The sequence below is a fragment of the Streptomyces sp. NPDC050564 genome (assembly GCF_044457265.1).
GTDB lineage: Bacteria > Actinomycetota > Actinomycetes > Streptomycetales > Streptomycetaceae > Streptomyces.
This window is the reverse complement of sequence record NZ_JBITGS010000005.1, coordinates 267,449-285,350: the sequence shown is the minus strand read 5'-3', so window position 1 is coordinate 285,350 and position 17,902 is coordinate 267,449. Positions and strand designations below refer to the sequence as shown.

General features: G+C 71.0%; 17 protein-coding genes and 2 pseudogenes. 11 read left to right on the top strand and 8 right to left on the bottom strand.

Annotated elements, in window-relative coordinates; translation table 11 throughout:
• Entirely contained in the window at window positions 1-738 is a 738-nt protein-coding gene (locus ACIBK0_RS10765) for an aspartate/glutamate racemase family protein (RefSeq protein WP_399077868.1), read from the top strand.
• Window positions 739-977: 239 nt separating this feature from the next.
• Here ACIBK0_RS10765 and ACIBK0_RS10760 read toward each other — a convergent pair whose 3' ends face one another.
• Window positions 978-1,394, bottom strand: a complete 417-nt coding sequence (locus tag ACIBK0_RS10760) for a RidA family protein (protein ID WP_399077866.1) — start codon at window positions 1,392-1,394, stop codon at window positions 978-980.
• A gap of 450 nt (window positions 1,395-1,844) precedes the next feature.
• Between ACIBK0_RS10760 and ACIBK0_RS10755 the strand changes: the two are divergent.
• The 3 genes and pseudogenes from ACIBK0_RS10755 to ACIBK0_RS10745 form a co-directional block, all read left to right on the top strand.
• Window positions 1,845-2,198 (top strand): annotated as a pseudogene (locus ACIBK0_RS10755) (nucleotidyltransferase domain-containing protein); the annotation flags it as partial.
• Between the two features lie 66 nt (window positions 2,199-2,264).
• A complete protein-coding gene (locus tag ACIBK0_RS10750) occupies window positions 2,265-2,996 on the top strand; it encodes a hypothetical protein (protein WP_399078027.1) in 732 nt (243 codons plus the stop codon).
• A 694-nt stretch (window positions 2,997-3,690) separates the two neighbouring features.
• Complete coding sequence (locus tag ACIBK0_RS10745) at window positions 3,691-5,562, top strand: FUSC family protein (RefSeq protein ID WP_399077864.1); 1,872 nt, start codon at window positions 3,691-3,693, stop codon at window positions 5,560-5,562.
• 3 nt (window positions 5,563-5,565) lie between these two features.
• Here the strand turns inward: ACIBK0_RS10745 and ACIBK0_RS10740 are convergent, their stop codons facing one another.
• Entirely contained in the window at window positions 5,566-6,519 is a 954-nt protein-coding gene (locus ACIBK0_RS10740; protein ID WP_399077862.1) for an endonuclease/exonuclease/phosphatase family protein, read from the bottom strand.
• Window positions 6,520-6,666: 147 nt separating this feature from the next.
• On the opposite strand from ACIBK0_RS10740, the gene ACIBK0_RS10735 reads away from it, so the two are divergent.
• The 3 genes from ACIBK0_RS10735 to ACIBK0_RS10725 all read left to right on the top strand — a co-directional run bounded on the left by ACIBK0_RS10735 (window position 6,667) and on the right by ACIBK0_RS10725 (window position 8,028).
• Window positions 6,667-6,933 (top strand): hypothetical protein, encoded by a 267-nt coding sequence (locus tag ACIBK0_RS10735; RefSeq protein ID WP_399077860.1) that lies wholly within the window; start codon window positions 6,667-6,669, stop codon window positions 6,931-6,933.
• 65 nt (window positions 6,934-6,998) lie between these two features.
• The gene (locus ACIBK0_RS10730; RefSeq protein ID WP_399077858.1) at window positions 6,999-7,709 is read left to right on the top strand and encodes a DUF899 domain-containing protein; all 711 of its coding nucleotides are present in this window, start codon (window positions 6,999-7,001) and stop codon (window positions 7,707-7,709) included.
• Between the two features lie 145 nt (window positions 7,710-7,854).
• Entirely contained in the window at window positions 7,855-8,028 is a 174-nt protein-coding gene (locus tag ACIBK0_RS10725) for a hypothetical protein (RefSeq protein ID WP_369245843.1), read from the top strand.
• Window positions 8,029-8,122: 94 nt separating this feature from the next.
• On the opposite strand, the pseudogene ACIBK0_RS10720 reads toward ACIBK0_RS10725, so the two are convergent.
• From ACIBK0_RS10720 to ACIBK0_RS10710, 3 genes and pseudogenes are all read right to left on the bottom strand, one after another.
• Window positions 8,123-9,984, bottom strand: a pseudogene (locus tag ACIBK0_RS10720) (ABC transporter ATP-binding protein).
• Window positions 9,985-10,246: 262 nt separating this feature from the next.
• Complete coding sequence (locus ACIBK0_RS10715) at window positions 10,247-10,612, bottom strand: hypothetical protein (RefSeq protein ID WP_399078025.1); 366 nt, start codon at window positions 10,610-10,612, stop codon at window positions 10,247-10,249.
• Window positions 10,613-10,689: 77 nt separating this feature from the next.
• Window positions 10,690-11,454: an ATP-binding protein gene (locus ACIBK0_RS10710; RefSeq protein WP_399077856.1), complete on the bottom strand. Its 765-nt coding sequence runs from the start codon at window positions 11,452-11,454 to the stop codon at window positions 10,690-10,692.
• 179 nt (window positions 11,455-11,633) lie between these two features.
• Between ACIBK0_RS10710 and ACIBK0_RS10705 the strand changes: the two genes are divergently transcribed.
• The 3 genes from ACIBK0_RS10705 to ACIBK0_RS10695 all read left to right on the top strand — a co-directional run bounded on the left by ACIBK0_RS10705 (window position 11,634) and on the right by ACIBK0_RS10695 (window position 13,666).
• A complete protein-coding gene (locus tag ACIBK0_RS10705; RefSeq protein ID WP_399077854.1) occupies window positions 11,634-12,494 on the top strand; it encodes a helix-turn-helix transcriptional regulator in 861 nt (286 codons plus the stop codon).
• Entirely contained in the window at window positions 12,495-12,758 is a 264-nt protein-coding gene (locus tag ACIBK0_RS10700; RefSeq protein WP_399077852.1) for a DUF397 domain-containing protein, read from the top strand.
• 104 nt (window positions 12,759-12,862) lie between these two features.
• Window positions 12,863-13,666, top strand: a complete 804-nt coding sequence (locus ACIBK0_RS10695) for an SAM-dependent methyltransferase (RefSeq protein ID WP_399077850.1) — start codon at window positions 12,863-12,865, stop codon at window positions 13,664-13,666.
• Here the strand turns inward: ACIBK0_RS10695 and ACIBK0_RS10690 are convergent.
• Both ACIBK0_RS10690 and ACIBK0_RS10685 read right to left on the bottom strand, forming a co-directional pair.
• Entirely contained in the window at window positions 13,579-14,037 is a 459-nt protein-coding gene (locus tag ACIBK0_RS10690; protein ID WP_399077848.1) for a hypothetical protein, read from the bottom strand. The two genes, ACIBK0_RS10695 and ACIBK0_RS10690, sit on opposite strands and share 88 nt — an antisense overlap.
• Before the next feature lie 113 nt (window positions 14,038-14,150).
• Window positions 14,151-15,560 carry a PLP-dependent aminotransferase family protein gene (locus ACIBK0_RS10685; protein WP_399077846.1) on the bottom strand — a complete coding sequence of 470 codons (1,410 nt, stop codon included), beginning with the start codon at window positions 15,558-15,560 and terminating at the stop codon, window positions 14,151-14,153.
• A gap of 47 nt (window positions 15,561-15,607) precedes the next feature.
• Between ACIBK0_RS10685 and ACIBK0_RS10680 the strand changes: the two genes are divergently transcribed.
• Window positions 15,608-16,135 carry a carboxymuconolactone decarboxylase family protein gene (locus tag ACIBK0_RS10680; RefSeq protein ID WP_399077844.1) on the top strand — a complete coding sequence of 176 codons (528 nt, stop codon included), beginning with the start codon at window positions 15,608-15,610 and terminating at the stop codon, window positions 16,133-16,135.
• Window positions 16,136-16,311: 176 nt separating this feature from the next.
• Here the strand turns inward: ACIBK0_RS10680 and ACIBK0_RS10675 are convergent, their stop codons facing one another.
• Window positions 16,312-17,799: a glutamate synthase subunit beta gene (locus ACIBK0_RS10675; RefSeq protein ID WP_399077842.1), complete on the bottom strand. Its 1,488-nt coding sequence runs from the start codon at window positions 17,797-17,799 to the stop codon at window positions 16,312-16,314.
• Window positions 17,800-17,902: the final 103 nt, after the last annotated feature.

Genomic DNA, 17,902 nt, shown 5'->3' with positions numbered 1-17,902 from the left:
GTGCGGATCGTCGTCACCAACTGCAATACGACGCAGGAGATGACCGAGGAGATCGTACGAGGTGCCCGGGCCGCCGCAGGCCCGGGCACCACCGTGCTCGGACTCACCCCCGCCTGGGGACCCGAGTCCGCGGAAGGCTGGCTCGACAGCTATCTCTCGGCGGCGGCCGTCCTCGACACCCTGCGGACATACAAGGGTCCGTACGACGCCGTGGTCTTGGCCGGGTTCGGGGAGCACGGGCGCGAGGGCGCACGGGAGTTGGTGGACGTCCCCGTCGTCGACATCACCGAGGCGGCGGCTCACCTCGCGTGCCTCCTCGGCCGCCGGTACGGCGTCGTCACCACGCTGGAGCGATCGTGCGGCCAGATCGAGGACAGCCTGGAGACGGCCGGAGTGGCGCGCAACTGCGCCGCCATCGTGGGCACCGGCCTCGGCGTCCTCGACCTCGGCGACGCGCAACGCACCGAGGAGGCGTTCGTCGCGGCTGCCGAACGTGTGGTGGAGGCCGGAGCCGAAGTGCTCGTCCTCGGCTGCGCGGGGATGACGGGACTGCAGCGGGCGGTGGGGGAGAAGCTGGGACTGCCCGTCGTCGACGGGGTGGCCGCGGCGGTCAGGCTCGCCGAGTCGCTGGTGTCGCTGGGGCTGAGGACGAGTCGGGTGGGGGGTTACGCACGGCCGTTGCCCAAGCGGAGGGCGTGGGGCTCCCCCGGAGCGGGGGGCTCGCGTCCGGCGGGATGATCTTGGGGGCGACCTGGTCGGTCCGGTCGTCTCCGCGCGTCGGGGGCGCGGGCGCGGGCCCGGGCTCGGGCGGGTGCCGGGACTCGGGTCAGGGCTCGGAGGCGTGCAGGGAGCTTGGCTCAGGCCCCGGCATCGGGCTCGGGTCGGGCCCCGGCTTCGGACTCGGGTCGGGCCCCGGCATCGGGCTCGGGTCGGGCCCCGGCATCGGGCTCGGGTCGGGCCCCGGCATCGAATCCGGGTCAGGCCCCGGCATCGGCCTCGGGAACGACGGCGGTCGCTGTGATCTCCACGAGCTGGCCGGTGTACCCGAGGCAGGCCACCCCGATCAGCGTCGACGAGTGCGGGCCGATGCTGAGCCCGGACGCCTCGACGACATCCCAGACAGCGGAGAGCACCGCCGGCTCACTGCCGACGACGTACACGTCCGTCGACACGACGTGCGCCATATCGCTGCCGACCGCCCGCAGTTGCTCGTCGAGATTGGCCAGCACCTGCTCGGCCTGTCGTACGGGATCGCCCTCGCCGACGATCTTCCCGTCGGCGTCGAGCGGCACGGATCCGGCGAGGAACGCCAGCTTGGTCCCGGCCTCGACCACGGACGCATGGGAGTAGACGGGCGGCGCGAAGAGGCTGGGGACGGTGACGCGCTGGATCATCTGGGCTCCTCGGGGTCGGTGGGTTCGGCCCGCCCCGCTCCGGCGCGACCGGCTTCGGTCCACGCCGCCGACGGTGGGCAACCTGCAGATGATGGGCGCGCGGCGCCCCGTACCGCATCCCATTTTCGATCGCTTCCCGCGGCGGAGCCGGCGAGACAGGCGGCGCGGGAAGCGATGTGGGCACGGCGACGGTCCGCGCGCCGGTACGACGGAAACGACTCGACAGACCTGTCACCCCGCCTCCATCCTCACCCATGCGTACCAAACACCGTGGACGTTTCACCGCCGCGGACTTCTAGCCGGGCCACGCCGGACATCCCGGCGGCCCCGCGGAGGTTCGTCATGTCCCGCACCGTCCACCACGTCCGGAGCCGACATCGCGAGACGCCCGCCTACTGGTCATCCGGCCGCCCAGCCCTGTCACCGCCCACACGCTCACCGAACTCTCTCCGGCCGCCCTCGTATCCGGCCAAGCTCCGCACCTCGGCCTCCGAGCGCTGGTACGACACCGCCCGCGCCACTCTCGCGTACGCGAAGGCCAATCACGCCCCGGCCGGCCGCCCCACAGAGGTCGCCGGCGCACTGGCGACAGCCGCCATGCAGTCCGCGCACGCGGTGCTGGCGGCACGGGGGGAGTGGGTGACGAACGAGAAGCGGTTGTTGGAGCGCGCGGAGTTGCGAACCGTCGACCGCATTATTGAGTCTCTGTCCACGGAATCGGGCCCGGATCAGCTGTCCAGCGCCCTCACGGCGGCTCAGTCGCTCTTCGAGTCAAAGGAACTGGGGGAGGCCGCGGGCCGCTGAATGGATGAGCACCCGCACGCAATAATCCTTCGAGTCATGGCCGTTGGCGCTGATACCGTCCTCGACGTGGCGAAACTCAATCAGATCATCGCAGTAGAGAAGGGCATCAAGTCCAAGTCTCATCAGGACCTGACGTCCGCTCACCATGGGCTGCAGAAGCCCGCTTTGCTGGCCGGTATCTCGCGTACCTACCAGCCCAAGGACGAGGAGGGCGAGCAGTTGCCGCCCGAGTCGACTCGGGTGCAGGTGAAGGCCGAGGATGTGTTGCGGGAGACCGCGGCGACGCTTACGCGGCTGTTTGATGTGACCGCCACCAAGGACTGGGCGAACTGCGCGGCGCGGGCCGATGTGAAGGTCGACGGGCGGGTGCTGGTCGCTGACGTTCCTGTGTCTTATCTGCTGTTTCTTGAGAAGCAGCTCACTGATCTCAACACCTTTGTTCGGAAGTTGCCCGTGCTCGACGCCTCCGAGTCGTGGGTGCAGGATCCGTCCACCGATTCCTGGAAGACGGAGCCGGTGCGGACACTCCGTACGAAGAAGGTTCCGCGGAATCACGTGAAGGCCGAGGCCACCGAGAAGCACCCGGCCCAGGTCGAGGTGTACTACGAGGATGTGCCGGTTGGGTACTGGACCACCGTGAAGTTTTCCGGGGCCCTGCCCGCTCGGCGTGTGAACGAACTCCTCGACCGGGTCGAGAAGTTGCAGCAGGCCGTCAAGTTCGCCCGGGAAGAGGCGAATGGCGTCGATGTCGTCGATCAGAGGGTCGGTGACGCCGTGTTCGGCTACCTGTTCGGGTAGCCTCGAAGACTCCCCGGCCACCACGCAATGCGGCCGGGGTGCGCGAGGAGCGCAAGCTGAAGCTGAAGCTTGTCGTGACTGCGCGGTTCCAGTGGAGGTTCGAGTCCTCCCCGCGGCACCCATCTCCCTTGCCGCGGTAGCCCAATCGGAAGAGGCAGGCCGCGATCAATCTCAGACTCTTGCTCCAGACTCAGTATTCGCCGCCGATCGCCGGATCGACCGGGCCCGGGCCCCGGTGCGCCGAAATGCTGGTTCAAGTCCAGTCCGCGCAGCTCGATGCGTGGTGGTCCAAAGGCAGGACGCGGCGACATAACGACTGACCTGGGTTCTCAAGCGTGCCGGCGTGTGAAGTGGGTGGCATCACAGGGTCCGGGGGCCGGCTACGCCCTCGGGCCCGCTCCGCGTTCAGCGGCAATCCGGGCTCGCCCTCGTTCGGCAACTTCAGGGCTCGCCCTCATTCGGCAACCTGAGGGCTCGCCCTCGTTCGGTGGCAATCCGAGCCCGCCCCGTTCCGGAACAATTCGGGCCCGCCCTCGATTGCGTTCATAAAGAACGCGGCTTTCCCGTCAAGTGTCACATCGCGGAAACGCGCAGGTTCCGTTCTCTCCAGCAACACGATCTACCGTAGACACCACCAGAGCCCGGCCGACGTCGCCCGAAGGCACCCCGCACGCCCTCGTCCGACAGGAGCCCCGTGCCACTCACCGGCGTCGCCCTACCGCCGTGGCTCGCCCATGCCTTGCGCGCGCAGCGTGGCCCCGTGCCCTGGAGTGCGGTGGTGCGCGGTGCGCTGGCCGCCGGGCCGCTGCTTCTCGTGGCCGTGCTGAGCGGTCGTACCTCTCTCGGAGTCGTCGCGGCGCTCGGTGCCATGCTCGCCGGGATCAACGACCGGCCGGGGAGCCGGCGGGCTGCCGTCAGAAGGCTCGGGGTGCCCGCCCTCGCGGGGGCCGGTGGGCTGCTCGTCGGGTCGTATGCCGGACTACACGTCGATGCCGTGGCGCTCACCCTCTTGCTCACCGGCCTCGGGCTCCTCGCCGGGGCCGTCAGTGCCATCGGGCCCGTCGCCTCCGGGTCCGGGACGCAGTTGCTCGTCGCCGCGGCCATCGGGGCCGGGATGCCGCTGCCCGAGCCCGGGTGGCAGCGTGCCCTTTTCTTCCTCGGCGGGGCGGGGTGGCTGCTCGCGCTGCGGCTCGCGCTGCCGACGACCGCGGCCGGTACCGGGGATTACCGGTTCGACGGGGAGCGGGAGGCCGTCGGGGCGGTGTACGACGCGATCGCCGCGTTGCTCGAAGCGGCGGGCGGGGCGGACGCGAGCACGCGGCGCGTCGCGCTGACCGCCGCGCTCGATCACGCGCAGGACGCGCTCGCCGGGCCCCGGCTGCGGCGGTACGCCAGTTCCGCCGCCGAGCGGCGACTGCACGCGCAGTACGCCGCCGCGTTGCCGCTCGCCGAGGCCGCGACGGCGCTCGCCTGGGCGGGCGAGGCGGTGCCCGCGCGGGCGGCGGAAGGGCCGCGGCGGCTGGCCGTCGCCGTCCGCACCGGTGCCCACACGGGGCCGGTGCCCGCGCCGGCCCGGTCCGCCCCCGCGCTGCGCGCCCTCGACGACGCGCTGCTGTATGCCGCCGACGCCTTCGACGGGGGCGGCGCCTGGGACGCCCTGCACACCCGGCGTCGTACCGCCGCCTCCCTCGCGCACACCGCGTTCGGTTCCGGAGGACGCGAGTACGGGCTTCGGGTCGCCCTCTGCTTCGGCGCCAGCGCGGCCGTGGCGCAGGCCCTGCACCAGGCCCGCTGGTATGGCAACCACTCGCATTGGTATTGGCTCCCCGCCACCGCCGTCTTCCTCGTCAAGCCCGATCTCGGGCCGCTCGCCTCGCGCGTGCTGTGCCGCGCGGCGGGGACCGTGCTCGGCGCGGTCGTCTTCGCGGGGCTCGCGGCGCTGCTGCCGCGGCCGGCCGGGCTCATCGCGCTGGTGGCGGTGTGTGGCGCCCTGATCCCTGCCGCCACACGGCACTTCGCCGCGCAGACCGCCGTCGTCACCGTCCTGGTGCTCGCGCTCGTCATGGTGGGAGGGGAGCCGCAGGCCTCTTTGAGCCGGATCGGTGAGACGCTGCTGGCCTGCGGGATCGTGCTGCTCGTGGGGCATCTGCCCGCGCTCGGGCAGCGTGGCGGAACGGTACGGGCGCGGCTCGTGCGCGCCACGGATGCCGCGGACGCCTATCTCGCCCATGTGCTGAGCGAGGGCACGACCGAGGACCGGGCCGGCCGCTGGATGCTGCGGCGCGAGGCCTATCGGGCGCTGGCCGAGGCCCGCGCCGCGATCGACCTCGCCGCCGCCGAACTCCCTGCCCTGGCACGGCATGCCGAGGGCACGGGCGAAGTCGCGGCCACCCTCGAACGGCTCGTGGACACGACCACCGCGTGTGCCGTCCAGCTCGACGACACCGGGCGGCTCACAGCCCACCACACCGAGCGGATCGCCGAACTCCTCGACGAGCTCGCCGAGCGACGAGAGCGAGCTGGGCTGATGATGTCCAAGGCGCCCGAGCTCCCCATCGCCATGTGACCGTTACGGCTGGATCCGCACCCACACCGGCGCATGGTCCGACCCCGCCGCCCCACGCCGCTCGCCCGGATCCGCACCGACCGACGGCAGCGTCAGCTGCTCCGTGCCCGGCAGGCCCGTACCCGCGGCGGTGGTGCGGTGGACCAGGCGATGGCTGACCAGGATGTGGTCGATCAGTTCGCGGCGCCCCGAGTTGATGCGGGAGTAGCGCTGCTCGGCCGGGATCAGCGGGGCCACGTCCCACAGGCGCATCGCGTCGCCCGAGTCGGGACGGTCGAACCCGGGCGTGCCGATCTCGGAGCCGGGCGGGCCCAGGAGGATCTGGGTGGTCGCGGCCTGCACCTCGTCGTTGAGGTCGCCGAGCACCGCCACGTCATGGGTGCGGCCCTCGCCGGCCAGGAGGTCGTCGGCCAGCGCGCGCAGCGCCGTGGCCTCTGCGGCCCGCCGGTACAGGGCGTACGCGCCGTAGCGGGCCCGCTCGCCCTCGTCGCGCGGCTGGAAGCGCCCGCCGGGGTACGACAGCAGCTTCGACTTCAGGTGGCAGACGGCCACTCTGAGAGTCATCGCCCGGGTGGATATCTCCACGGCCAGGAAGCCGCGGCCCGCGTGCGACACGGTGGCCCCGGTGTCGTCTGCCTGCACGGGGCGCAGCAGCTCGGGGAAGACGTTCGTGTCGGCCAGTATCCGCGGCACCACTCGGCTGAGGAAGCCGACCCTGATCCCGCGGTCGTCCGGATGGCCGGAGAGCGTGACCTGCCAGTCGCCGTCCAGCATTCCGGCCAGGTCCGCGAGCGCGTCCGGGTCCCCGACCTCCTGCACGCCCAGCAGCGTCGGGTCGAGTTCCGTGATGACGGCGGCCAGGGCGGCGAGCTTGGTCTCGTACGCGGCCTTGTCCTTCGGTCCGAAGGGGCCGCCGGGCCGGTACAGGTTCTCCAGGTTCCAGGTGCCGAGGAGCATGCCGGCTCCTTCCAGAAGGCGGGTCGGTGACTCAGAAGGTGCGCTTCGTGAGGCCAGGGTGCTCGCGCAAACGGCCCGGCGACAGGGCTGGGACGGGATGCGCGGTTCACCTCCCCCCGCGGCACGACCCCGTCGTACGGTGACGCAATGACGCAGCCTCCCGCTGACCTCATCATCACCGGATGCACCGTCCTCGTGCACGACGATCACGAGGAGATCGGGTTCGTCGAGGACGCCTCGATCGTCGTACGAGGTGGGGCCATCGAGGCGATCGTCGACGACGTACGAGACCTGGACGCCGTCGAGCGCATCGACGCCCGCGGTCAGGTGGCGAGCCCGCGGCCTGCTCGCGCTTCCGGTGACGTACTGACGTACCTGACGTACCTGACGTACCGAGAAAAATCTCGGCGATAAGCCGATGAGTTCTGCTTCTGCGGCCGGTCACCACACAGAAGGCACTGTCTCCGTAGGAGGAGCACATGACGCTTCCGCAGATCGTCTCGCGTGAGGAGTGGCGCGCCGCGCGCGAGGAACTGTTGGCCAAGGAGAAGGCCGCCACGCGCGCGCGTGACGCGCTGAGCGCGGAGCGGCGCGGGCTGCCGATGGTCGAGATAGACGAGGAGTACGTGTTCGAGGGCGGCGACGGGAAGGCGACGCTGCTCGACCTCTTCCGCGGGCGGCACCAACTCGTCGTCTACCACTTCATGTTCGCGCCCGAATGGGACGCCGGCTGCCGCAGCTGCTCGGCGTTCCTCGACCAGATAGGGCACCTCGCGCATCTGTGGGCCCGCGGGACCGAGTTCGCCTCCGTGTCCCGGGCGCCGCACACGAAAATCCTGCCCTTCAAGGCACGCATGGGCTGGACGGTGCCCTGGTACTCGTCGTACGACAGCGACTTCAACTACGACTTCCAGGTGTCCTTCAAGGGGAGCGACGATGGTGGCGGGGGCTGCGGCGAGCCCTACGAGCGTCCGGGCGTCAGCTGTTTCCTGCGGGACCGCGACCGCGTCTTCCACACCTACTCCACGTACGAACGTGGCCTCGACGGGCTCGGCTCCACGACCAGCTTCCTCGACCTCACCGCACTCGGACGGCAGGAGGAGTGGGAGCTGCCCAAGGGGCGCGCGTCGGCGCTGGGGGCGCCCGCGGGCAGCGAGCGGATCCGGTACCACGACGAGTACGAGGACTGACACGGCGGGTAACCGGAGCTGAGAGTTCCCTCACTGCGAACCCGTGGCCAAGTGTCGACTACGTCTCAGTACCGTCACGTGGCGAGCCGTTCACCCCATGGAGGGCGTTTAACTCTATGAGAACAGCGCTACATGGAGGTGCAGGGTGAACGGGCGAACGGTGCTGGAGCGCTTTCCCGCCGGTGGGCCGCGCGGGTCGTGGCCCGCGGAGGAGTTCGCACAGGCGCGCCGCCAGGAGGGCCAGGCCGCTGAGGTCGTCATGGACCTCTCCACGGACGCGTTCCTGGTGGTCGTACGAGGTGTCGACGTCGTCGAGTGACACTCGGGCGAACGATCGGGTGAGAGGCGGGCGAACGGTCGGATGAGACGCGGGGTACTGCCGAGCGACACGGGGTGCGCATCGCCGAACGAGGTCAACTCGCCTTCGGCGCGGGCGGATGCGTCGCGAACTGCTCCGCCTGCAGCGAGTACAGCTCCGCGTAGATTCCACCCGTGGCCAGGAGCTCGTCCGGACTCCCGGATTCCACGAGGCGGCCCTGGTCGAGGACATGCACGAGATCGGCGTGGCGCACGGACGCCAGCCGGTGTGTGATGAGGATGACCGTCTGGCCGGTGCCCGCGAGCGCCCTGATCTTCTCGAAGACCTCCAGCTCGGCCCGGGCGTCGAGCGCCGCCGTCGGCTCGTCCACGATCAAGATGGCGCCGCGCCGGTACGCGGCCCGTGCGATGCCCAGGCGCTGCCACTGCCCGCCCGACAGCTCGTGCCCGCCGCTGAAGCCGCGGGCGAGAAGGGTGTCCAGGCCACGCGGCAGATCCGCCACGACGTCCTCCGCGCCGGCCTCGGTGACCGACGAGGCAAGGCGTTCGTCCGTCAGCGGGGCGGAGGTGCGGCCGACCGCGACATTCACGCGCGCCGTGAACGGCCACCGCTTGAAGTCCTGGGCCACCATCGCGATGCGCTCCGCGAGTTGATGCCGGTCCGCGGTCGCCGCGTCGACGTCGTCCCACAGGATCCGGCCGCGTTCGGGCGCGTAGAGGCCTGCGAGCAGCTTCACCAGAGTCGTCTTGCCCGAGCCGTTCTCGCCGACCAGCGCCACGATCTTGCCGAGTGGCACGCTGAGGGTGACGTCCGCGAGCGCGGGCCTGGTCGAGGTGCCTGGGTAGGTGAACGTGACGTTCTCGAAGCGGATTTCACTCGGGTCGACGGGGAGCGGATCGCCGCCCACCGGGATCGCGCGCTCGGCGGCCTCGACATACAGGCGCTGCAGGTCGCCGACGAACAGGGCTTCCTCGTGCAGGGAGTTGACCTCCAGGACGAGCGTGTCGAGGCTCGCGGAGCCGGTGCGGATCGCGATCACAGCCGTACCGGCGACGGAGAGCGCCATCGCGCCGGCCAGCAGCAGCCCGCCGAGGGTTGCATACGTCGCCACGGTGGCAAGTCCCGTCCAGGCGGCGGCCATCAGACCGGTGCGGGCGGAGAGCCGGGCCAGCCGGGCCTGTTCCGCCTCGGCGGTCTCCGACATCGAGCGGAAGTGGCGCAGCAGGAAAGGCCCGACGCCGTGCACGCGGATCTCCGGCGCCGCGGCGGGCTCGGTGAGCAGACTACTGATCAGGTGCCCGGCGCGGGCGTGCTGCACCCAGGTGTGGAACGACTCGTAGCGGCGCCGCGCGATCGTCAGCGCGCTCCAGGCGCTCGGCAGCGTCATCGTGACGAGCAGCGGCAGCAGCGCGGGGTGCAGCACCGTCAGGACGCCCGCCGCCGCGCACAGCGAGATCATCGCGTTCACGACACGGGTGGCGATGGTGATCATGCGCCGGGCGGACTGGGCGCCGTACTGCGCCGTGTCGAGCAGTTTGTGGAAGGCGTCGTCCTCGATCGCGGCCAGCTCCACGGCCGCCGCCCGCTCCAGGTACAGCTCGGTCGCCACCCGCTCCACCTTCGGCTCCAGGCGTCCGGTGGCGTACGTCGAAGCGGCCCGCAGCATCGCACCGACCAGCATCACGGCAGCGACGGTGACCAGCGCGGGGAGCGCGCCGCGTAACCGGTCCTCGACCGGACCGCTCGTCATCAGCCGCCCGAGCACGCTGTTGACCGCCAGCAGGCTGACAGCCTGGGCTCCGCCGCGGGCCAGCTCGGAGACCAACACGACACGGGCGGCGCGCGGGTCCGCCTTCCAGGCGAGGCGGAAACTGGACGCGAGCAGCGACGGCAGCCGGGTCACCATCGCGCGGAAGTTCAACTCCAGGAGGCGTCGGCGTGTTGGGACCAGCCCATGTCGTAGCGGAGCGGGCCGCCGAAGAGCAGGTGTTCCGAATCGGACGGGGGTGGCCTGTCGTCGCCGCGCTTCTTCTTCCCCGCCGATTTTCGTGCGGTCTTCCCCACCGTTGGCCTCCCCCAGGAATGGACGAACGGTCCATTCCCCAGGAACGCGGCGCTCCACGCGTGGTGGCCGTGGGGTTTTGCGGCGACCGGCGCACCGACGGGCGCACTTCGGGCACTCCTGTGGCGCCTGTGGCCCCGCCCCCGACCGGCGGCCCTACGCGCTGATCGGACGCGACCAAGCGGGTGTGGTCCCGGTGATCCGGCACAGGGCCAGGTAGAGGGGGATCGGCGGGGTGTACGGGAGCGTGCCGTCCGGTTTGTGGATGAGCCCGGGCGCGTCGGGCGCGTCCGGTACGACCGCCCCCGTGGCGTAGCGCGCGGGCGCCGGCCACTCCAGCGCGACGTCGGAGTCGGAGGGCACGATCCACCACCAGCGTGCCCCGTCGGCGTAGACACAGCCCACACGGGGCAGCCGCGGCAGCAGGAGCGATCCGAGCCGGGCGGGCACCGACACCGCGTCGCAGCCCAGCGGCACAGTCATGCCCTCCGGTACGAGGAGACGCCTCAGCGGCCCCGGCATCCGCTGCCCGCGCTTCAGACGGACCAGCGTGTCGAGGCTCAGGACCTGCGCTCCAGGCCCCGCCGCCGACGTACCCCTCACACCCTCCCCCAATCTCGGCCCCGCTCGGCCGGGGGGACCCCTGCGGTCCCCGTTCCCCAGAACGCCTCCGTCCCGGCGCCCCGGCCGTCGGCCGGTGGTTTCTTCGCACTCCAGCCCAGGTCGGACCGTACTTCGGTGTCCCTCGCGCTCCAGCCCGGGGCGCACCGTATTTCGTTGTGCGTGGCGCTCCAGCTCCAGCCCAGGTCGGACCGTATTTCGGTGTCCGTCGCGCACCAGCCCAGGTCCGAACGGGCTCCGGTGTCCGAGTCGGACCCGTCCGTGGTGCGCTCCAGCTCCGCCCAGACCAGCAGTCCGGGCCCGGTGTCCTGGGCCCCCCAGGCCCTGGACACGGCCGCGACGAGGAGCAATCCCCTCCCGTGCTCCTCCTCGGGCCGCTGCGGCGAGGGGTGCGGCTCACCCGGAGCGCATCCCTCGTCACGTATGGCTATCCGTACTACGTCGTCGCGGTCGTGCAGCTCGCACACGACGTGCTCGCCGGCGGCGTGCACGATCGCGTTGGTGACCAGCTCGGAGATGACGAGGGCCGCCGTGTCGCAGGTGTCCTCGCACACCGCCCAGTGGGACAGCCGGGCACGCGCCAGACGTCTTGCCTGAGCGACGGATCCCGGGTGTGCGGCCAACTCGAAGCGGAACCGGCGCTCGGCGGCCGCGCCGGGGCGGAGCCCTGCGGTGGCACGGAGGCCGATCCGGTCTTCGGCGGCGTCTGTTCCTAACGGCGCGGACGGAGTCACGCTTGCCACTATCGCCCCGCCGTGAACACTTGGCAAGTGTCACTCTGAAAAATGCAGAGTGCCGTGTGACTCGGTCAGGGCGCGTGGCACACTGCTCGCAACAGCACGTCGAGCGGCGCCAGTTGGGACAGTCGAAAGAGACCCCGAACGGCGCCGCCCGGGCTGTCCGGACTCAGTGGAGGTGGGACGTGAGCGAACCGCGGTCCGCGCCGACGGTCGGTCAGGTCGTCCTCGGCCGGCGCCTGCTGGACCTGCGGGAACGCGCGGGTCTCAAGCGTGAGGAGGCCGCGCGCATCCTGCGTGTCGCGCCCGCCACGGTCCGCCGTATGGAGATGGCCGAGGTCTCTCTCAAAATCCCCTACCTCCAACTGCTGTTGAAGTCGTACGGCGTCAGCGACGAGGAGGCCGAGGCCTTCGTCCAACTCGCCGAGGAGGCCAACAAGCCCGGCTGGTGGCAGCGGTTCCACGACATCCTGCCGGACTGGTTCTCGATGCACGTGAGTCTGGAGGGCGCGGCCGCGCTCATCCGCTCGTACGAGCCCCACTTCGTGCCCGGACTGCTGCAGACCGAGGACTACGCCCGCGGCGTCCTGAAGGCGGGCGCCATCGGCCAGACCAGACCCGAGGACATCGAGCGGCATGTGGCGCTGCGCATGCAACGCCAGGATCTGCTCACTCGTGAGGGCGCACCCCGGATCTGGGCCGTGATGGACGAGACGGCCCTGCGCCGCCCCGTCGGCGGTCCCGAGGTGATGCGCGCCCAGATCGACAAGCTGCTCCAGGCCACGAAGCTGCCCAATGTGACGCTGCAGGTGATCCCGTTCTCCTCGGGTCCGCACCCTGGCACGTACGGGCCCTTCGTGCTGTTCCGCTTTGCCATGCCGGAACTCCCGGACATGGTCTACAGCGAGTACCTGACCGGCGCCGTCTACCTGGACGCGCGCTCGGAGGTGGCGACCCACCTCGAGGTCATGGACCGCATGGCGGCTCAGGCCGCCACAGCACATCGCACGAAGGAGATCCTCCGGGATCTCCGCAAGGAGCTGTGAATGGAACGCATCAAGCCGCGGATACGCAATGTGCGTATCTACAACGGAATGCCTGCTCGCGACCTGGGCAACGAGGGCTGGCACAAGCCGTGGAGCGGCGGAAACGGCGGCAACTGCCTGGAGGCGATGAAGCTCGAAGACGGGCGTATAGCGGTCCGCCAGTCGGCGGACCCGGACGGACCCGCCCTCATCTACACACCGGGCGAGATCACCGCCTTCATCCAGGGCGCGAAGGCGGGAGAGGCGGACTTCCTTCTCTCCTGACCCACTTGCGCATCATTTTTCCCAATTCCCTTATTTGGCAGTGACTTGAATACTTACCGCAGTGATTCGAATACTTGCCGCGGCACGGACTTACGGAGACGGTCATGACCGGCCAGCCCCCCATCGAGATCGACACGAGCAAGCCGCATCCGGCGCGGATGTACGACTGGTATCTCGGCGGCAAGGACAACTATCCCGTCGACGAGGAGATGGGGCGGCAGATGCTCGCCCTCGATCCGAGGGTGCCGGTGATGGCACGGGTCAACCGCGCGTTCATGCACCGTGCCACTCGCTGGCTGGCCCAGAACGGCGTACGGCAGTTCCTGGACATCGGCACCGGGATCCCGACCGAGCCCAACCTGCACCAGGTCGCCCAGCGCATCGCGCCCGACGCACGCATCGTGTACTGCGACAACGACCCGATCGTGCTGGCCCACGCGGCGGCCCTGCTGCGCAGCACGCCCGAGGGGGCGACCGAGTACCTGCAGGCCGACGTGCGCGACCCGGACGCCATCGTCGACGGGGCGAAGAAGGTCCTGAACTTCAGCCGGCCGGTGGCGCTCTCCCTCGTCGCGCTGCTGCACTTCGTCTCCGACGAGGACGGCGCGCGCACCCTGGTCGACCGGCTGCTGGCCGAACTCCCCTCCGGCAGCTGTCTGATGATGACCCACGCCACAGCCGACTTCACACCGGAGGAGTCGGCAGCCGCCATCGAGAAGCTCAAGGCGGTCGGCGTCACCCTGGCGCTGCGCTCCCGCGAGGAGTTCGCCCGCTTCTTCGACGGCCTCGAGCTGGTCGAGCCGGGCGTCCAGGTGCCTCATCAGTGGCACCCCGAGCTGGGCGAGCCGGTTCCCGGGCAGGACGACGGGGTCGTTCCCGGGTACGGGGCGGTGGGTCGCAAGGCCTGACCGGTCAGAACCAGGACCACGTGCGTCGGGGCGTCCACCAGGCCGCTCACGGCCACGGCCGGGAGCGGCGGCTGCTCCGCGCGGCCCGGACCGAGGCTCGGCCCGTAGTGGATCTGCTCGATCGACGGCGGTCCTACCGCGAGATGGCTGCCGAGCTTGGCCCGGTCGAGCGGCACGGACGTCGAGTCCCGGCAGCCCTCCCAGAGTTGGCGCGCGGCGAGGACCCGCCGCCGATCCGTCATGTCCTTGCCGCGCATGTCGATCCGGACGGGTACGGAGGTCGCCTCGTCGTCGTTCTCGTGCTCGTCACGGGTGCGGGTGAGTTCGGCGAGCCCGCCCGCGAGCGCGGTGAGCAGAACGGCACCGACCACGCCGACGGCGACCAGGCGGGCGGTCCGGCCCGGTCGCGGCGGGCTCCGAAGGGCGGCAGATCGTCGAGGTCGACCCGGCCGGATCGGGCGCGCGCTCGACCGACGTGAGACGGTCAGCCCGGTGGAAGCACCCCGCACAGCGCGTCGAGAGCCGCCCCGTAGGCATGCTCCGCGGGCGTCGCATAGCCGACCACCAACCCGTCCGGCGCGGCCATCACCGCCGCCGGGTGCCGGAACTCGGCGAGCCCGTCGAGCGCTACGCCCTGCCACACCGCGGCCTTGACCGCCGACTGCTCGGTCCCCGGCGGCAGCCGCAGCACCGCGTGCAGCCCGGCCGCGATCCCGGTCACCTCGACGTGCGGTGCCCGCGCGGCGAGCGCGGCGACGAGCCGGTCCCGTCGCCCCCGGTACCGCTGCCGCATGCGCCGCACGTGGCGGTCGTACGACCCGGAGACGATGAAGTCCGCGAGCGACAGCTGGTCCAACACACCGGCCCAGGCTTCCCGTTCGCCCTTGACGGCGATTACGGCGTCGACGTACCGCTCCGGAAGGACCATCCAGCCCAGCCGCAGCGCAGGCGACAGGCTTTTGCTGACCGAACCGATGTGGATGACCCGCTCGGGGTCGAGGCCCTGTACGGCGCCGACGGGCTTGCGGTCGTAGCGGAACTCCCCGTCGTAGTCGTCCTCCAGAATCACCCCGCCACGCGCGCGTGCCCAGTCGATCACCGCGGCGCGCCGCTCGGCATGCAGCGGACCACCGGTCGGGAACTGGTGTGCGGGCGTGAGAAGTACGACCCGCTCCCTGCCCAACCCGGCCACCTGGGCGCCGTCTTCGTCCAGGGGCAGCGGTGCGGTCCGTACGGACGCGGCGGCCAGCAACTCGCGGTGGAAGCCGAGGCCGTACGACTCGACAGCCAGCGGGCCCCGCAGGACGGCGGGGAAGAGCAGTCGCAAGGCGTGTGCGAAGCCGGAGCAGATCACGATCCGTCCGGGCTCCGTACGTACACCACGCGCGCGTGCCAAGTACTCGGTGAGCGCCTCGCGCAGTTCGATCCGTCCCGCCGGATCGCCGGGTCCGAAGGCCTCGTTGGGCGCCTGCTGGAGGGCCCGGCGGTACGACGTGAGCCAGGCGGCGCGCGGGAACGAGGCAGCGTCCGGGGTGCCCTGCCGCAGGTCGTGCCGGGGTCCACGCGCGCGTGGCGGCGCCTTTTTGGGTACGCGCGCGGGGGCGCCCGGCGGCGCGGCGCGCTCGGCGACCCGTGTGCCCGAGCCCTGCCGGGCGGTCAGCCAGCCCTCTGCGACGAGTTCGGCGTACGCGTCGGCGACGGTGTTGCGCGCGACGCCCAGGTCGGCGGCGAGCGAACGGTACGGCGGCAGCCGGGTGCCCGGCGCGAGCCGGCCGCTGCGTACGGCCTCGCGCAGTGCCCGGATCAGCGCGGCCCGCCGCGCGCCCGAACCCGACAGCTCCAGGTGCAGGTCGGCGCCGATGCGTTCCGCGTAATTGACCCATGATTCCGCCACAGAAATGCACCCTACAGCCGGTCTTTCCGGCCCGTAGATTCATGGTCATGACGACGAACACGATGCACACGACGGCCGGTGCCTCCTCCACCTCCTCCGCTGCTGCGAGCGTGGCGCCCGTGGCCGAAAACCCCCGCCTCGACTTCGCGAAGTCCGCCCCGAAGGTCTTCCGGGCCCTCATCGGCTTCGACGCGGCGGCCCGCCAGGGGCTCGACCCTGCCCTCGTCGAACTGATCCAGATCCGCGCCTCGCACCTCAACCACTGCGCCTACTGCCTCCACATGCACACCAACGACGCCCGCAAGGCCGGCGAGAGCGAGGACCGGCTGCACATGGTCGCGGTGTGGCGCGAGGCCCGGCACTTCTTCACGACCCGGGAGCAGGCGGCCCTCGCGCTGACAGAGGCGGTCACGCGTGTCGCCGACGCGGGCGTGCCCGACGACGTGTATGCGCAGGCCGCCGCGGTCTTCGACGATCAGGAACTGGCTCACGTCCTGGCCCTGATCTTCACGATCAACACGTGGAACCGTGTGGCGCTGTCGACGGCCAAGGTGGCGGGCACGGACGAGCGCTAGACCACACCGGGCGCGGAGGATCTCCGACCGGGACCGATGGGGCTATTGGGGCTGGTGGGGTGGTAACTCCGTTCCGTCGCAACGGCGAGGATCACGACGGCCCGGTTCGGCGGTGCCGAACCGGGCCTCATTGCGCGACGTTGGGTGGCATTCAGTGGCACTCGGTGGCGGGATTCCTAGACCTTCATGGGGCGGTCGTAGGGCCCGATCGGCGCCGGCAGGCGAGACACTCCCGAAAGGAAGCGATCCACCGCGGCGGCCACCGCGCGGCCCTCGGCGATGGCCCAGACGATCAGGGACTGCCCGCGGGCCGCGTCCCCGGCGGCGTACACCCCGGGGACGTTGGTCATGAAGTCCGCGTCGCGGGTGATCGTGCCGCGCGGTTCGAGGGCGAGGCCGAGCTGGTCGATCAGGCCGTCGTGGCGGTCAGGGCCCGAGAAGCCGAGGGCGAGCAGCACGAGGTCGGCGGGCAGGGTTCGCCCGGAGCCGGGGACCGGGCGCCGCCGCTCGTCGACCTCGACGAGGTGCAGTGAGCGCACATGCCCGTCCGCGTCCCCGGTGAAATGGAGCGTGGACGCCGCGAAGAGCCGGGCGTCCGCGTCCGCCGCGGGCGCCGTCCCCAGCACGCCGGCCTCCTCGTGTGCGGCCGAGAGTCGATAGATCTTCGGGTACGTCGGCCACGGCTCGACGTCCTCGTCGCGCTCCGCCTCCGGCTGGGCATAGATGTCCAGTTGGGTCACGGATGCCGCGCGCTCCCGTACGGCCGTCCCCAGGCAGTCGGCGCCGGTGTCACCGCCGCCTACGATCACGACGTGCCTGCCGGCCGCGGACAGCGGCGAGACCTCCAGATCCCCCTCGCACACCCGGTCGGCCAGCGGCAGATATTCCATCGCCTGATGGATGCCCGCCAACTCCCGCCCAGGTACGTCGAGTTCACGCCACGCCGTGGCGCCAACGGCGAGTATGACCGCGTCGTAGCGTGCCTTGAGGTCGGCGGCGCGGATGTCCGTGCCGATGGCCGTCGACGTACGGAACTTCGTTCCCTCCGCCCGCATTTGCTCGAGCCGCCGGTCCAGGTGCCGCTTCTCCATCTTGAACGCGGGGATCCCGTACCGCAGCAGCCCGCCGATCCGGTCGGCCCGCTCGTACACCGCGACGGTGTGTCCGGCCCGCGTCAGCTGCTGGGCCGCGGCGAGCCCGGTGGGTCCCGACCCGATCACCGCGACGGTCCGTCCGGAGAGCCGGTCCGGCGGCCGCGGTGACGTGAAACCGTCCTCCCAGGCGCGGTCCGCGATGGCCACCTCGACGTTCTTGATGGTGACCGCGGGCTGGTTGATCGCGAGCACACAGCCTGCCTCGCAGGGTGCGGGACACAACCGCCCGGTGAACTCGGGGAAATTGTTCGTGGCGTGCAGCCGGTCGCTCGCCGCCCGCCAGTCGTCCCGCGAGACGAGGTCGTTCCACTCGGGGATCAGATTGCCCAGTGGACAGGCGTCGTGGCAGAAGGGGATCCCGCAGTCCATGCAGCGATCGGCCTGTCTGTTGATGATCGGCAGCAGCGCCCGGGGGACGTACACCTCGTTCCAGTCCCGTACGCGTTCCTCGACGGGCCGGCGCGGGTACTCCTCGCGTGGTGTGGTCATGAATCCCTTGGGATCGGCCATGGCCGTCTCCCTTGCGTACGCGACGGGCACGAGGCCGCGCGGCCGTCGGGCGCCAACGCCCACGACCGTCGGTCGACACTCCTTTCACGCCACGATACGTCGC

Coding starts and splice junctions, on each gene's coding strand:
- ACIBK0_RS10760 (WP_399077866.1), bottom strand. CDS start 1,394: ATGATCCAGCGCGTCACCGTCCCCAGCCTCTTCGCGCCGCCCGTCTAC.
- ACIBK0_RS10740 (WP_399077862.1), bottom strand. CDS start 6,519: ATGCTCCTCGGCACCTGGAACCTGGAGAACCTGTACCGGCCCGGCGGC.
- ACIBK0_RS10735 (WP_399077860.1), top strand. CDS start 6,667: ATGACGCAGCCTCCCGCTGACCTCATCATCACCGGATGCACCGTCCTC.
- ACIBK0_RS10730 (WP_399077858.1), top strand. CDS start 6,999: ATGACGCTTCCGCAGATCGTCTCGCGTGAGGAGTGGCGCGCCGCGCGC.
- ACIBK0_RS10715 (WP_399078025.1), bottom strand. CDS start 10,612: ATGCCGGGGCCGCTGAGGCGTCTCCTCGTACCGGAGGGCATGACTGTG.
- ACIBK0_RS10700 (WP_399077852.1), top strand. CDS start 12,495: ATGGAACGCATCAAGCCGCGGATACGCAATGTGCGTATCTACAACGGA.
- ACIBK0_RS10695 (WP_399077850.1), top strand. CDS start 12,863: ATGACCGGCCAGCCCCCCATCGAGATCGACACGAGCAAGCCGCATCCG.
- ACIBK0_RS10680 (WP_399077844.1), top strand. CDS start 15,608: ATGACGACGAACACGATGCACACGACGGCCGGTGCCTCCTCCACCTCC.
- ACIBK0_RS10675 (WP_399077842.1), bottom strand. CDS start 17,799: ATGGCCGATCCCAAGGGATTCATGACCACACCACGCGAGGAGTACCCG.